A 12,809-nucleotide genomic window follows, 5' to 3' on the forward strand; every position below is an offset into this window, starting at 1 on the left:
AGTAGGACCGTGCCCGCTCGTGGGCACTCGGGCCTGTGGAAGCCGCACCTCGGCGACATCCGCGTCATTGAAACAGCCGATTCGTTCTGGTGAGTCCGATTCTGGGACCGGCTCGCGGCTGGCGACAAGTGGGAGGAGTACGGGGCTCTTCTTCTCGTCGGCCGTGGGCAAGCTGCTCGACGCGACCAAGCTCCGGTAGGCGTTCCGCCAGGCGCTCAGGATGCCGAGGGCGTCAACGCCGACGAGTGGACACCTCAGGAGCTCCGGCACAGCTTCGTGTCCTTGCTCTCCAACGGCTCCGCATGTTCGGTCACCTTGCCGCGCACCAGCCTGAGAACGAGGACCTCGTTTTCGCGACCAGTGTGCTCGTCATCCCGAACGTGCAGCAGGCCGTATGACCCCGGCGCCCGCCGACCCACCTCTTCGAAGAATCGAAGGATCTGCCGGTCACGGTGGTTGGAGGAGCCCCCTAGGTGAAGCAAGGGCTCGCCGTTCATCCACCTCAGATCGAGGAGATACGGGCTGTTGATCTCCCGGATACGGCCCTGGATACCCTCGACGATCTCCCGTAGACGATCGGTCTCGCAGTCATCATGGCCGGCGCCGGCGCTCTCCCGAACGGTGATCCAACCGTGGTACTCGAACATGGCCGCAGCGCAGTGACCACCCAGGTAACGCGGGTGGATCAGTACTTCTGAAAGTGGCCGGAGTCTCTCACGCACTGCACCTCAGCCGCCCCACGTTCTGACCTGCTGCAATCACTCGGCCAGTCGTCGGCGGCCTGCGTCCAGAGGGCCAGGATGGCCGCGGCGCCCGTGCCGACGCCGTGCCACCGCACCAGGGTCGCTGCTTTCGCGTGACGCCGGTTACCCGGCGCGAAGAGTGGCCACAGCGCTCCACGAGGGCGGTCGGACCGAGCGAGTTGCAGGCGAGTGTGCCGGCGGGTCATGAGGTTGATGGCTGCCCAGGTGGCTCATGGCGGCTGATCGGTGCGGGAGGGTTTCGTGACCGCGGGCCAGGCGGCGGTGGTGCATGAGCCGGCCGAGGGTGCGTTCGACGACCCGTCTTCGGGGTTGGACGTGGAATCCGCGGCGTGCGGGGTCGCGTTGGACGATCTCGAGGTCGATGCCGCATGTGGCGGCGTGCTCCACGGCTTTGGTCTTGTAGCCGTTGTCGGCCCAGGCTTTGGTGACCGTGGGTGGCGCTCGGCGATGTGGGCGATCAGCTGGGTTCCGGCGTGGGAGTCGTGGACGCCGGCGGCGGTGACGAGGACGGCCGGCATCAGGCCGAGGGTGTCGGTGAGGATGTGCCGCTTGCGGCCGATGAGCTACGTCGCCGGGACACTCCCCGCTCACTCCCCAGGGGCCCCGAGGAACGAGTCAAGGCCGGTCTCCCGTGAAGGAAAACCGGCCCTGACCTGGTGTTTCAGCTGTCGGGGTGGCGGGATTTGAACCCACGACCTCTTCGTCCCGAACGAAGCGCGCTGCCAAGCTGCGCTACACCCCGATGCCCCCGCTGTCGCGGCGACATCGATTACTTTAGCCCACCCGCGGCCGGAGACGAAATCCGGTTTTTCGAGGCCCAGCGGCCGGTCACGACCGGTCAGTCGCGGGGGGTCAGCGTCAGCAGGGTCGCCTCCGGTGGGCAGGCGAAACGCACCGGCGTGTAGCGGTTCGTGCCGCAGCCCGCCGAGACGTGGAGGTACGACACGTTGCCGGCGGCCCAGTGGGTGGAGAGGCCCTTCACGCGCTCCGTGTCCAGGTCGCAGTTGGTGACCAGGGCGCCGTAGAAGGGGATGCACAGCTGGCCGCCGTGGGTGTGGCCCGCCAGGATCAGGGGGTAGCCGTCCGCGGTGAAGGCGTCGAGCGTGCGCAGATACGGGGCGTGGACCACGGCCAGCGACAGGTCGGCGTCCGGTTCGGGGCCGCCCGCGACCTGCTCGTAGCGGTCGCGCCTGATGTGCGGGTCGTCGAGGCCGGTGAAGGCGATCTCGTAGCCGTCCAGCTTCAGCCGGCCGCGGGTGTTCGTCAGGTCGGTCCAGCCCGCCGCGTCGAACGCGTCGCGCAACCCCTCCCACGGGTTGTGCACCACACCGACCGCCGGTGCGTTGCCGTTGAGGCCGTGGCGGCCCTGGGCCTTCTCGAGGAGATAGCGGGCCGGGTTGCGCAGCTTGGGGCCGTAGTAGTCGTTCGACCCGAAGACGTAGACGCCGGGGTACTCCATCAGCGGACCGAGCGCGTCCAGCACCTCCGGCACGCCCTCCGGGTCGGAGAGGTTGTCGCCGGTGTTGACGACGAAGTCCGGGCGCAGACCGGCCAGCGACTGGAGCCATGCGCGCTTCTTGCGCTGGCCGCAGACCATGTGGATGTCGGAGATCTGCAGTACGCGCAGCGGTCGCATGCCCTGCGGCAGAACGGGGACGGTGATGCGCCGCAGGCGGAACGACCGGGCCTCGATCCCGGCGGCGTAGGCGATGCCGGCCGCGCCGACTGCCGTGATTCCTGCGGTGATTTTCAGGGGGAGCCCGTAGCGTGCGCGCATACGCCCATCGTTGCAGACCTGTCAGGGGCTGTGGACCGGCGGGACGTCGTCGGCTGCGGATGCGGGCGAGGGCAGCACCGGCAGAGTGAGCAGCAGGCCGAGCGAGATCCATACGTATGTGTTGCCGCCCACAAAACCGTCGATGCCGGACGAGTCCTTGCCCCACAGCCACACCACACTGCTGCACAGCACCACATAAAGGGTGACGCTCCACCGCAGCAGCCGGCGGCGGGCCGGGGAACCGGCTGCCGAGCGCAGGCCCGCGTCGACGAGGATGGCGAGGGCCGGGACCAGCCAGACCAGGTGATGCACCCAGGTGACCGGGCTGATCAGACATGCGGTGATGCCCGTCAGCGCGAACCCGGCGGCGTCGTTGCCTGCCGCCGCCGCCCCGCGGGCCCGCCACGCCCAGACGCACAGCAGCACGATCACGCCGATCGCCCACACCGCACGGCTCGGGGCGGCGGGCTCGGTGATGCGGGCCAGGACGCCCTGCCAGGACTGGTTGGAGACATAGGCGAGCGACCCGATGCGGTCGGTGTTCCACATCGCCTCGGTCCAGTAGATACGGGAGGCGTCCGGCGCCGCCCACAGGGCGAACAGTGTGGCGGCGACCGCGGTGACCGTGGCGGTGACGGCGGCGCGGGTGCGGCGGGTGAGAAGCAGATAGCCGATGAAGATCGCCGGGGTGAGTTTGATCGCGGCAGCAAGGCCGATCCCGATGCCCGCACACCGGGCGTACCGGGCGAATCGCGTACGGCTGGTCGAGAGCAGTCTGGCGTCCGCGAGTACGAGCACCAGCAGCAGCAGATTCACCTGGCCGAAGCTGATGGTGTCGCGGACCGGTTCGAGCAGGGCGAGCAGACAGCCCGCGACGGCGAACGCGAACCACCAGTGCCTGCTGTGCCTGCGCAGCGTCGCCCCCGCCGACCAGTGCAGAATCGCCGCCGCCGCACCCGCGTTGAGCAGCACGCTGATCGCGACCGCGCTGGGCCAGTCGACCAGCGTCATCGGAAGCATGGCCACAGCGGCGAACGGCGGATACGTGAAGCCGTAGTGCGTGCCGGGCACGAGGTAGTCGTAGATACGGCCGGTCCGGCTCCAGTGGTCGACCGTCCCGTAGTAGACGCCCAGGTCGAACCAGTCCCGGTGCAGCGGCACCGTGGCGAGGAACACGCCGACCACCGTCGCCAGCCCCGCCACCGTGAGCACGCGCCCGCGCGTGGTCGTCGGTCCTCGCCGGGCGCGCTGGGCGAGGGGCCGCAGCGTCGTCGGGGGTGGCTGGGTCATGCGGTACTCCCAAGGGGGCGGTGTGCGGAGCGTCGGGCGATCCGGTGGGCGCACCACAGCGCTGCCACGGCGAGCAGCCCGCCCGATACGGCCTGCGTCAACTGCGCCCCGTCCGGGGCGAATCCGCTGGGCAGCACTGCGAGGGCGAGTACGCCGCTGGCCGCGGCGGCAGAGCGGCGTACGGAACGGACCGGCCCTGTTGCGGCTATCAGGAACAGCCCCCACAGCACGTACCAAGGACGGATCGCGGGTCCGAGGAGCGCCACCGCCGTCAGGCTCAGGCCGAGCGCGTACACGGGGCGCAGCGCGTGGTGCCTGCGCCACGCGAGCAGGGTCGCGAGCGCGGTGGCGGCGAGACCGAGCAGATGCCAGGTGGGCGCGGCCAGGGGAGCGAGTGCGCTGCCCGCGTCCTTCAGGAGGGTGGTGGTCATCCGGCCGAGGGTGCTGGTGAGGGACCAGTTCCCGGGCGACACGGGAGTGTCGAGGGCGGCCAGCCAGCCGTATCCCGTGCCGGTGAAGGCGGTCGTGGCCGTGGTGGTGGCGGCGCACACGCCGAGGACGACGAGGCCGGCCGTCAGCCGAGGGAAGCGGGCCCGCAGCGTCAGCAGGGGCCGGGGCGTTCGCAGAGGCGTCGGCACCGGCGACATCCGCGAGGTCCGAACGGGCCGCAGCGGTGCAAGCCGTAGAAGCCGTAGAACTAGCAGAAGCCGCAGCAGGCGCCGGGTCAGCAGCGTGCGCAGCGGCGGGCCGCTCAGCGCCCTGCCCCGGTCTCGCGCAGATCCCGGCGTTGTGCGCAGCCAGGAAGTGGGTACGCCCGCGGTGCCGCCGCTCCGGGCCCAGATCAGCGCCACCGCCACCAGCCCCAGCGCCGCCGGCGCCTTCACCAGCGCCGCGAGGGTGACCAGTACGGTGGCGGGCACCGGCCGCCCGCCCAGTGCGGCGACCAGGCCGGTGCCCAGCAGCCCGAGCATGACCGCGTCGTTGTGCGCGCCGGCCACCAGATGCAGCAGTACGAGCGGATTCAGCGCCCCGAGCCACAGTGCCGCCGCCGGGTCGGCCCCGCAGTGCCGGGCCAGCCGGGGCAGTGCGGCGGCCATCAGCGCCAGTCCGAGCAGCGCGACAAGCCGCATGCCGAACACGCCCGTGGACATCTGCGCCCTGGTGACACCCGCCACGGCGGACGCGCAGGCGAGAAAGACCGGGCCGTACGGCGTCGGGGTGTCCCGCCACAGCGGCGCGACCTCGGCGGTGAGCGGGCCACCGAGGCGGGAGGGCCCGTACGCGTACACATCGAGCTGGGCGTCGACCATGGCGCCCTGCGCGAGATAGCTGTACACGTCCCGGCTGAACAGCGGCGGGGCCACCACGAGCGGGGCGGCCCACAGGGCGAGGGTCAGCAGCAGGGTGCGGGGGGACGGGGGGCGCGTGCCGCGCACCGCCCGGCCCAGCATCCACCAGGCCGCTATCAGGAGCACGAGTCCGAAGTACACGCCGACCAGGCCCAGCGCCGCACGCCCCGAGCCCGGGTCGAGCACCTCCCGCACTGGCAGCGCTCCGGCGCTCGCGCCGCCCGCGGCGAGTGCCGCGGAGCCCACCAGTCCCACCAGTTGGCAGTGGCGGGGCTCGACGGGCAGACGGAGGCGGACGGACGGCATCTGCGCAGGCTGTCAACGGGCGATGACCAGGAGGCGACGCGGCCGTCGCCGTACGGCGGCCGATGTATGTCCGCCGCCTTACCAAATGCGGATCCGGCAGGGCCGTACGTGATCAGGGCGTTGTCCGTACGCCGTTCATCACACCCCCGCGCACCCGGAAACGCGCGGGCGCGCTGCGCGCCGCACCTGACACGCCGACCGCATGACCGTCCTTGTCGCCGCCGTGCTTCTCGCGACGATCACCCGCAGGAGGCGCTGGTCTTCACGAAAGTGACGTCGTGTCATCTACCTGCGCGGGGCAGCCGTCCCCCCGGGGCCCTGTCACGGGCGGCAGCCCCCTACGGGAGGTCGCGGGCATCCGGGATCTGCCCGGCGGCCGCCGCGGGAGCAGTGCGGGGCACCAGGCGGCCGCGCTGTCCGCGCCATGGACGCGCGAGTTGGGGCAGGAGTTCCGCCATGACCGCCCTGGCGGCTCGGGTATCTGTTCCGCACATCGTCGAGTTCGGTGACTCACTCCGCGGAAGGCCGCCCGGATTGCCCGGACCGGTCATGGCAGTTGTGGGACGGGAAGGTGCGGGCGGTGCCGCGCACGCGCACGCCGACCTCGTCCCCGACGGCGGGCGGGACCGTGGCCGGGTCGAAGATCCGGGCGGCCACCGGGGTGCCGTCGCCGAGCCGCATGCTGAGCATCGCGTCGTGGCCGTAGAAGTCGCGTTGTACGACCGTCGCGGTGACCGTGCCGGGAACCCCGGGTGGGGCGAGAGTGATCTGCTCGGGGCGCAGCAGTACGCGCATCGGGCCGACGGCCGGACCCCCGACGGCCGGATCGCCGGCGACCGGAGTCACCGGTACCGTGCCGAGCGGGGTGCGGGCCCGGGACCCGTCCACCGTGGCGGGCAGCCACACAGCCTCACCGACAAAGCCGGCCACCCACGGGTCCACCGGTGAGCCGTAGACGAGCTCCGGTGGTCCGCTCTGGACGATCCGGCCGTCCCGCATGACAGCGACCTCGTCGGCCATCGACAGGGCTTCCGCCTGGTCGTGCGTGACCAGGACCGCTGTGGCGCCGTCGGCGCGCAGCGCCTGCCACACGTCCTGACGCAGCTCGGCCCGGAGCCCGGCGTCGAGCGCGTTGAACGGCTCGTCGAGCAGCACCACCCGTGGTCGTGGCGCGAGTGCGCGGGCGACGGCGACGCGCTGCTGCTGACCGCCGGAGAGGCGGTGCGGCATCCGGTCCTGGAGACCGGCCAGGCCCACCAGGTTCAGCACGGCGTCGGCCCGGCCGGCGCGCCGGGCGGCCCGGTCGAGCCCGTAGGCCACGTTGTCGCGGACGGACAGATGCGGGAAGAGGGCACCCTCCTGGGGGACCACCGCGATCCGCCGCCGCTCGGGCGGAGTCGCAGCGTCCGGGGCGGCGACACGGTGGCCTCCGACGTGGATCTCGCCCACGTCCAATGTCTCGAAGCCGGCGATGCAGCGCAGCAGGGTCGTCTTGCCCGAGCCGGAGGGGCCGAGCACGGCGATCAGCATTCCGGAGCGCACGGTGAGGTTCACACCGGTCAGCGCGTGGACGCGTCCATAGGCTTTGCGGACGTCGACGATACGCAGCTCCGCCATGTCAGCTGCCTCCTCCCCGGGTGAGGACGCCGGTGCGCGCCGACAACCACCAGGCGGGTACGGCGGAGACGAGCACCAGCAGGGCCGCGTAGGGCGCGGCGGCGGCGTACGCGGCGACCGACGTCCGGGTCCACAGCTCGGTGGCGAGGGTGTCCATTCCGGTCGGGCGCAGCAGCAGCGTGGCGGGCAGCTCCTTCATGCAGGTGAGGAAGACCAGGACCAGCCCGGCGCCGATGCCCGGTGCGGCCAGCGGCATGGTCACCGTGCGCAGTACGTACAACCGGCGGCGGCCGAGCGAGCGGGCCACCTCCTCCAGGGCGGGCGGTGCCTGCACTGCGGCACTGCTGACCGCGGCGACCGCGAGCGGCAGGAAGAGTGCCGCGTACGCCAGCGCGAGGAGCCACACGCTCTGGTAGAGCGGGTATGCCACGTTGATCCCGAAGAAGACGAGCGAAAGCCCGATGACGACGCCCGGCAGCGCGTGCGACACATAGGCCAGACGGTCCAGGGCGACGGCGACCAGCCCGGGAGCGCGGGCGGTCAGCAGTCCCAGTGGCAGCGCCAGCAGCATGGTCAGGCCCGCGCCGGCCAGGGCGAACCACAGCGAGTTGCCCGCCGCCGCGGCGATCCCGGCCGCCGACCCGGGCCTCGAGACGCCCTCACCGGACCACCGCAGCAGGCTTGCCGCCGGGACCCCCAGCGCCAGTGCCGCCACACCGGTGAGCCCCAGCACGGCAGCCCGACGCAGCCGCCCCAGCCGCAGCTGCACGGGGGGCCGTCCCCCTCCGCCGCCGAGCCGCGCATAGCGGGCCCCGTGGCGCCGGGTCAGCTGCTCGCCCATCAGGACGAGCGCGGTGAGCGCGCACAGAGCGGTGGCGAGGACCAGCGCGCCGGTGCGGTCGAATCCCAGGGTGATCGAGGCGAAGACGGCCCGCGTGAGGACATCCACCCGCACCAGGGATACGGCACCGAAGTCGGAGAGCACGTAGAGAGCGACGAGCAGCGCACCTGCGGTGATCGCCGGTCGCACCTGACGCATGGTCACACCGGTGAACGTGCGCCACGGCCCGCGCCCGAGCGACCGTGCGACTTCTTCCTGCGCCGGGTCCGCGCCCGCCAACGCGGCCGCGACGGGCAGGTAGACGTACGGGTACGAGCACAGCGTCAGTACCAGCGCGGCCGGCCAGAAACCCTCGAATCCATTGACCGTGGAGACCCAGGCAAACCCGGCGACATAGGTGGGCACGGCGAGTGGCAGCGTGGCGAGCACCCCGAAGAGCCGTCGCCCCGGCAGGTCGGTCCGGGTGACGAGGAACGCCGAGGCCACGCCGACCACCGTGCATCCTGCGGTGACCACGGCCGCCAGCGCCATGCTCCGGGCGGCGAGTTCCGCCGTGCGTGCCGTGAACAGTTCGTCGGCGATCCGGTCCCAGCCCGCTTGGCCGACTCGAACACCCAGGTAGGCCAGGGGGATGAGGGCGACGCCTGCCGCGAGGGACGCAGCGATGGCCAGCGCGGGGCGCGGCACGAGCCGCCGCACCCCACGGAGGGCGAGGGCCGGCGTGGTGCTCAGGCCAGCCCCGAATCCTTGATCATTTTGATCGTGGTCTCCAGATCGGCGAGATCGTCGAGGTCGATGTCCGGCGCCGCGAGGGAGGACAGTTCGGGCAGGCCGGGCGCGGTGTCGACGCCGGCCACCAGCGGATACTCGTACGTCTCCTCCGCGAAGTAGGTCTGCGCCTCGGTGCCCAGCAGGTAGTCGACGAATTCCCGCGCGTCGGGGTCGTCGCCGGCCTTCTTCAGTACGCCGACCCCGGAGACGTTGACCAGGGAGCCGATGTCTCCGTCGGGGAAGAAGTGGTTCTGCGCCTTGAGGTCGTCGACGCCGGTGCCCTTTTCCTTGGCCAGCTCGTACACGTAGTAGTGGTTGACCAGCCCGGCGGCGAGCGTGCCCTTGTCGACGTCGGCGACGATCGGCGCGTTTCCTTCCCTGATCTGCGCGTCGTTGGCCTTCAGTCCGTTGAGGAAGTCCTGTGTCCTCTCGTCGCCGTACTTCACTCGCATCGCGGTGATGAAGGCCTGGAACGAGCCGTTGGTCGGCGCGATGCCGACCTTGCCCTTCCATTCGGGCTCGGTCACCTCGAACACCGACGTGGGCAGGTCGGCCCGGGGAACCTCGTCCACGTTGTAGACCATCACGCGCGCGCGGCCGGTCACTCCGACCCACTGCCCGCCCTCGGCCCGGTAGGCCGATGGCACCTTGTCCAGAATCTGGTCGGGCAGCGTCGCGAACAGGCCGTGCTCGGTCACGGCTCCCAGTGCCCCGGCGTCCTGCGCCAGAAAGACGTCCGCCGGGCTCCGGCCGCCCTCTTCCTGCAGTTGGGCAGCCATTTGCGCGGTCTCGCCGTACCGCACGTCGACGGTGATACCGCTGGCCTTCTCGAAGTCCTCGAGCACCGGCTTGACGAGTTCCTCGCTCCGCCCGCTGTACACGGTGATCTTCTTGTCGGCGCGCGGGGTGGCAGTCCGCTGCTCGCTCCCGCCGGCTTCCTCGCCGCATCCCCCGGTGCCCAGGGCCAGCAGACCGACGCTCGCCGACGCCAGCACGAGCCTCACCCTCATACCGGGCGTACGTACCATCCCCACTCCTCCGTTGCCGGCCGGTCTGCAGGCGGGCGACCCGACCATGTTAGGTCAGGCTAACCTCGCTTAAGTCAGGCTAAGCTCAGACAAAGGGGATGTGCGAGATTTGCCGGTTGAACGAGTGGGTGTCACCGCTGGTCCGATCCGAGCGGCAAGACGCGCAGAGCTGCAGGGTCTCCGAGGGCACACCTGCGACAGGGAACGGTGACGTGCCGGCCGGCAACCCGCGACTGGACGTACCCGGGCTGCCCGGCGCCGGTCAGGGGCGCGGCGGAGTCAGCCCTCCGGCTGTTCGATCAACTGGGCGAGGTAGAGCGGCTCGCCCAGTTTCTCGATCAGGTCCAGCTGGGTGTCGAGGTAGTCGATGTGGTCTTCCTCGTCGGCGAGAATCGACTCGAAGAGGTTCGCCGAGGTGATGTCGCCCTTGGTCCGCATGACCTCGACGCCGCGCTTGAGGCGGTCGATCGCTTCGACCTCGACCTCGCGGTCCGCCTGGAGCATCTCGGTCACTGCCTGGCCCACCCGCACATGGAAGAGCCGCTGGTAGTTCGGCAGACCGTCCAGCAGGAGAATCCGGTCGGTGAGGATCTCGGCGTGCTTCATCTCGTCGAACGACTCGTGCCGGGTATGCGCTGCAAGCCTGGTCCAGCCGAAGCTCTCCTGCATCTTGGCGTGCAGGAAGTACTGATTGATCGCGGTCAGCTCGGCGGTCAGCTGCTCGTTGAGGAACTCCAAGATTTCGGGGTCGCCCTGCATGGTTCGCCTCCCATGTTCCTGGCCGGGTGGCACAGAGAGGCGCCGCACCGGCGGCTGCATGCCTATGAGTCATGGTTTCACCAGACGCGTCCCACATCCAGGAAGGGCATGCTTACCTATCTTTCATCCGATATGTCCAGCAGTCCTCTGTTGAGGCAGCGTGCCTCGATGCCCACCCGTCCGAAGTCGAAGTACCTGCCCTTCGTGCTCGGTTCGTCGATGATCACGGCGTTGAACAGGAACCGCAGGACGGCGTTCATGCGGTCGTACTCCTTGGCCTCCAACAGCTTCGCCCAGTTCTCCCGGGCGTCCCGGCCGACCAGCCCCCGGAGAACCTCGACGGCCGGGCGGACGAGCAGCTGGCGCTCGATCTTCGCGATGCGCTCCTCGACCGTCTTCTTCATGGTGCGGTACTCGTGGGTTCTCAGCTCGCGGCTGTCCCACGTGTCCTTGAGCCCCGCCAGCTCTTCCCGGTCGGTGTCGATCGCCGCCTGATCCTCCGGTGAAAGTACGGCGGCTTCCTCCTGTCCGGTCATGTCCAGGCGTTCCAGCAGCGTGATCGCGGCATCGGTCACGAACTGCTCCAGTGGTGCACCGCTCACGGTCCGGTAGCAGCGCAGGGTGTCGGATCGTGCGGCGCGATTGCACATGTACTTGCCGCCGCTGCCGCCCATGCGGTTCCCGCACTCCTTGCAGACGACCAGCCCGCGAAGGATGTAGGGATGCTTGGGCGCCGTTCGGCCCCAGCCTGCCGCGGTGCGGAAGCTGCGGCGTTCCTGTGCCTCGTCCCATGTGCCACGGGGGATGATCGCCGGCCATTCACCCTGGCCGAGCTCCTCCCCTCGGAACACCCGGATGCCCGCCACATGGCGGCTGTCCAGGATCGCCCGCACGTTGAAGCTGTTCCATCCCCTGCCGAGTGCGGTCCGTTCCTCGCGCCGATCGAGATCCACGGCTATGGCTGTGGTCGACTCGCCGTCGAGGTACCGGGAGAAAATCTCGCGCACGATCTCGGCCTCTGCGGCAATGATGGCCGTGCCGCTCCTGTCGTAGCCGTACCGCCGCTTGCCGGTGTGCGGCTTGCCGGCCCGAGCGCGGTCGGTCAGTGCGTCTTTGAGTCGTCGGGAGGTGTCGTCGCTGGACCTGCAAGCGTGCGCCACCTCGATGCGCAGAAGGAACCGGTCGTCGGGGTCGGCAAGATCCCGTTGGTTCGCCTGACCGTGCAGGGTGATGCTGTGGTCGTCCGCGATCCGGAGAAGCTCCTCAAGGTCGCGCGGCTGCCTCATCAGCCGGTCCGGGTGGTGGGTGAGGATGTGGCGGATGTCTCCGGACCGTGCGGCATCGAGCAGGGCATCCCACCCCTTCCGCTTCCGGTTGCGCCGCCACGCCGATCGGTTGTTGTCCACGAAGACCAGGTTCTGATCGACCGTCACACCGAGCCGCTGCGCGATGTCACGGCAGATACGCTCTTGTCGGCCGACACCGGTTTGATCGTCGTCGTTCACGTGCGATATCCGGCAGTAGATCGCCGCCGGTTCCCCTGTCCAGTCGGTACGACTGCGCTTGTCTCGCCGAGACCCGGCAATCCGGGCCGGTCTGCGGAGCCGTTCCGAGTCATTGTTGACCTGCGAATCCTCGTTGACCGGGTCCATGAGAAAAGGCTATGAAGAAGTCATGACAACCCTCAAGTCCAAGCTGCAGGAAGACCTCACCGAGGCGATCAGGGCGCGCGACGAACTGCGCTCCTCCACGCTCCGGCTGACCCTCGCCGCGATCACGAAGGAGGAGGTCTCGGGCAAGACCGCCCGTGAGCTCTCCGACGACGAGGTGCAGAAGGTGATCGCCAAGGAGGCGAAGAAGCGCCGCGAGGCCGCCGATGCGTTCGCCCAGGGTGGTCGGGCCGAGCAGGCCGAGCGGGAGAAGGCGGAGGGCGTCATCCTCGACACCTACCTGCCGCAGCAGCTGACGGACGACGAGCTCCACCAGATCGTGGCCCAGGCCGTCGAGGAGGCCAAGGCGACCGGCGCCGAGGGGCCGCGGGCCATGGGCGCCGTCATGAAGATCGTGAACCCGAAGGTGGCGGGCCGCGCCGAGGGCGGCCGGGTCGCCGCCGCGGTGAAGCAGCTGCTCGCGGGCTGAGGCCCGAAGACGGCTCACGCAGAGACGGCTCACGCAAAGACTGATACGGAGCGGGCCCGGTCCGAGATCTCGGACCGGGCGCGCGGCGAGGGTTCCCCCGAGCGGGGGGGGGGCGGGGCAAGCCACCCGGCACGGCAGGCGGGGGGCGGCGCGGCCGCGCGGGGCCGC

Annotated in this window: 10 protein-coding genes, 1 tRNA gene and 2 pseudogenes; 2 read left to right on the forward strand and 11 right to left on the reverse strand. The window is 70.3% G+C overall.

Annotated elements, in window-relative coordinates; translation table 11 throughout:
* Positions 1–96 precede the first annotated feature (96 nt).
* Positions 97–294 (forward strand): annotated as a pseudogene (locus tag ABZ208_RS27445) (site-specific integrase); the annotation flags it as partial.
* On the opposite strand, the gene ABZ208_RS27450 reads toward ABZ208_RS27445, so the two are convergent.
* The 11 genes and pseudogenes from ABZ208_RS27450 to ABZ208_RS27500 all read right to left on the reverse strand — a co-directional run bounded on the left by ABZ208_RS27450 (position 255) and on the right by ABZ208_RS27500 (position 12,154).
* Positions 255–647 carry an Imm7 family immunity protein gene (locus tag ABZ208_RS27450; RefSeq protein ID WP_356912131.1) on the reverse strand — a complete coding sequence of 131 codons (393 nt, stop codon included), beginning with the start codon at positions 645–647 and terminating at the stop codon, positions 255–257. The pseudogene ABZ208_RS27445 and the gene ABZ208_RS27450 sit on opposite strands and share 40 nt — an antisense overlap.
* 290 nt (positions 648–937) lie before the next feature.
* A pseudogene (locus tag ABZ208_RS27455) lies at positions 938–1,327 on the reverse strand (transposase); the annotation flags it as partial.
* A 105-nt stretch (positions 1,328–1,432) separates the two neighbouring features.
* Positions 1,433–1,506: transfer RNA gene (locus ABZ208_RS27460), tRNA-Pro, on the reverse strand.
* A gap of 96 nt (positions 1,507–1,602) precedes the next feature.
* On the reverse strand, positions 1,603–2,541 hold the full coding sequence (locus ABZ208_RS27465; RefSeq protein ID WP_356912132.1) for a metallophosphoesterase: 939 nt from the start codon (positions 2,539–2,541) through the stop codon (positions 1,603–1,605).
* Between the two features lie 21 nt (positions 2,542–2,562).
* Complete coding sequence (locus ABZ208_RS27470) at positions 2,563–3,831, reverse strand: glycosyltransferase 87 family protein (protein ID WP_356912133.1); 1,269 nt, start codon at positions 3,829–3,831, stop codon at positions 2,563–2,565.
* Positions 3,828–5,486, reverse strand: a complete 1,659-nt coding sequence (mptB, locus tag ABZ208_RS27475; protein WP_356912134.1) for a polyprenol phosphomannose-dependent alpha 1,6 mannosyltransferase MptB — start codon at positions 5,484–5,486, stop codon at positions 3,828–3,830. The genes ABZ208_RS27470 and mptB overlap by 4 nt, the downstream gene beginning before the upstream one ends.
* 510 nt (positions 5,487–5,996) lie before the next feature.
* Positions 5,997–7,103, reverse strand: a complete 1,107-nt coding sequence (locus tag ABZ208_RS27480; RefSeq protein ID WP_356912135.1) for an ABC transporter ATP-binding protein — start codon at positions 7,101–7,103, stop codon at positions 5,997–5,999.
* Position 7,104: 1 nt separating this feature from the next.
* A complete protein-coding gene (locus tag ABZ208_RS27485; RefSeq protein WP_356912136.1) occupies positions 7,105–8,631 on the reverse strand; it encodes an iron ABC transporter permease in 1,527 nt (508 codons plus the stop codon).
* Between the two features lie 41 nt (positions 8,632–8,672).
* On the reverse strand, positions 8,673–9,743 hold the full coding sequence (locus ABZ208_RS27490; RefSeq protein WP_356912137.1) for an iron ABC transporter substrate-binding protein: 1,071 nt from the start codon (positions 9,741–9,743) through the stop codon (positions 8,673–8,675).
* A gap of 279 nt (positions 9,744–10,022) precedes the next feature.
* Positions 10,023–10,502 carry a bacterioferritin gene (bfr, locus tag ABZ208_RS27495; RefSeq protein ID WP_356912138.1) on the reverse strand — a complete coding sequence of 160 codons (480 nt, stop codon included), beginning with the start codon at positions 10,500–10,502 and terminating at the stop codon, positions 10,023–10,025.
* Between the two features lie 116 nt (positions 10,503–10,618).
* Positions 10,619–12,154 (reverse strand): recombinase family protein, encoded by a 1,536-nt coding sequence (locus tag ABZ208_RS27500; RefSeq protein WP_356912139.1) that lies wholly within the window; start codon positions 12,152–12,154, stop codon positions 10,619–10,621.
* A gap of 22 nt (positions 12,155–12,176) precedes the next feature.
* On the opposite strand from ABZ208_RS27500, the gene ABZ208_RS27505 reads away from it, so the two are divergent.
* Positions 12,177–12,641 carry a GatB/YqeY domain-containing protein gene (locus ABZ208_RS27505; protein WP_356912140.1) on the forward strand — a complete coding sequence of 155 codons (465 nt, stop codon included), beginning with the start codon at positions 12,177–12,179 and terminating at the stop codon, positions 12,639–12,641.
* The last annotated feature ends 168 nt before the right edge of the window (positions 12,642–12,809 follow it).

Origin of the sequence: Streptomyces sp. NPDC006208 (assembly GCF_040613775.1) — a bacterium.
In the GTDB taxonomy this organism is placed as follows: domain Bacteria; phylum Actinomycetota; class Actinomycetes; order Streptomycetales; family Streptomycetaceae; genus Streptomyces.

What these genes read in the sequence shown, in the direction of transcription:
- ABZ208_RS27450 (WP_356912131.1), bottom strand. Translation starts at nt 647, where the DNA reads ATGTTCGAGTACCACGGTTGGATCACCGTTCGGGAGAGCGCCGGCGCC.
- ABZ208_RS27505 (WP_356912140.1), top strand. Translation starts at nt 12,177, where the DNA reads ATGACAACCCTCAAGTCCAAGCTGCAGGAAGACCTCACCGAGGCGATC.
- ABZ208_RS27470 (WP_356912133.1), bottom strand. Translation starts at nt 3,831, where the DNA reads ATGACCCAGCCACCCCCGACGACGCTGCGGCCCCTCGCCCAGCGCGCC.
- ABZ208_RS27480 (WP_356912135.1), bottom strand. Translation starts at nt 7,103, where the DNA reads ATGGCGGAGCTGCGTATCGTCGACGTCCGCAAAGCCTATGGACGCGTC.
- bfr (WP_356912138.1), bottom strand. Translation starts at nt 10,502, where the DNA reads ATGCAGGGCGACCCCGAAATCTTGGAGTTCCTCAACGAGCAGCTGACC.
- ABZ208_RS27500 (WP_356912139.1), bottom strand. Translation starts at nt 12,154, where the DNA reads ATGGACCCGGTCAACGAGGATTCGCAGGTCAACAATGACTCGGAACGG.
- mptB (WP_356912134.1), bottom strand. Translation starts at nt 5,486, where the DNA reads ATGCCGTCCGTCCGCCTCCGTCTGCCCGTCGAGCCCCGCCACTGCCAA.
- ABZ208_RS27490 (WP_356912137.1), bottom strand. Translation starts at nt 9,743, where the DNA reads ATGGTACGTACGCCCGGTATGAGGGTGAGGCTCGTGCTGGCGTCGGCG.
- ABZ208_RS27465 (WP_356912132.1), bottom strand. Translation starts at nt 2,541, where the DNA reads ATGCGCGCACGCTACGGGCTCCCCCTGAAAATCACCGCAGGAATCACG.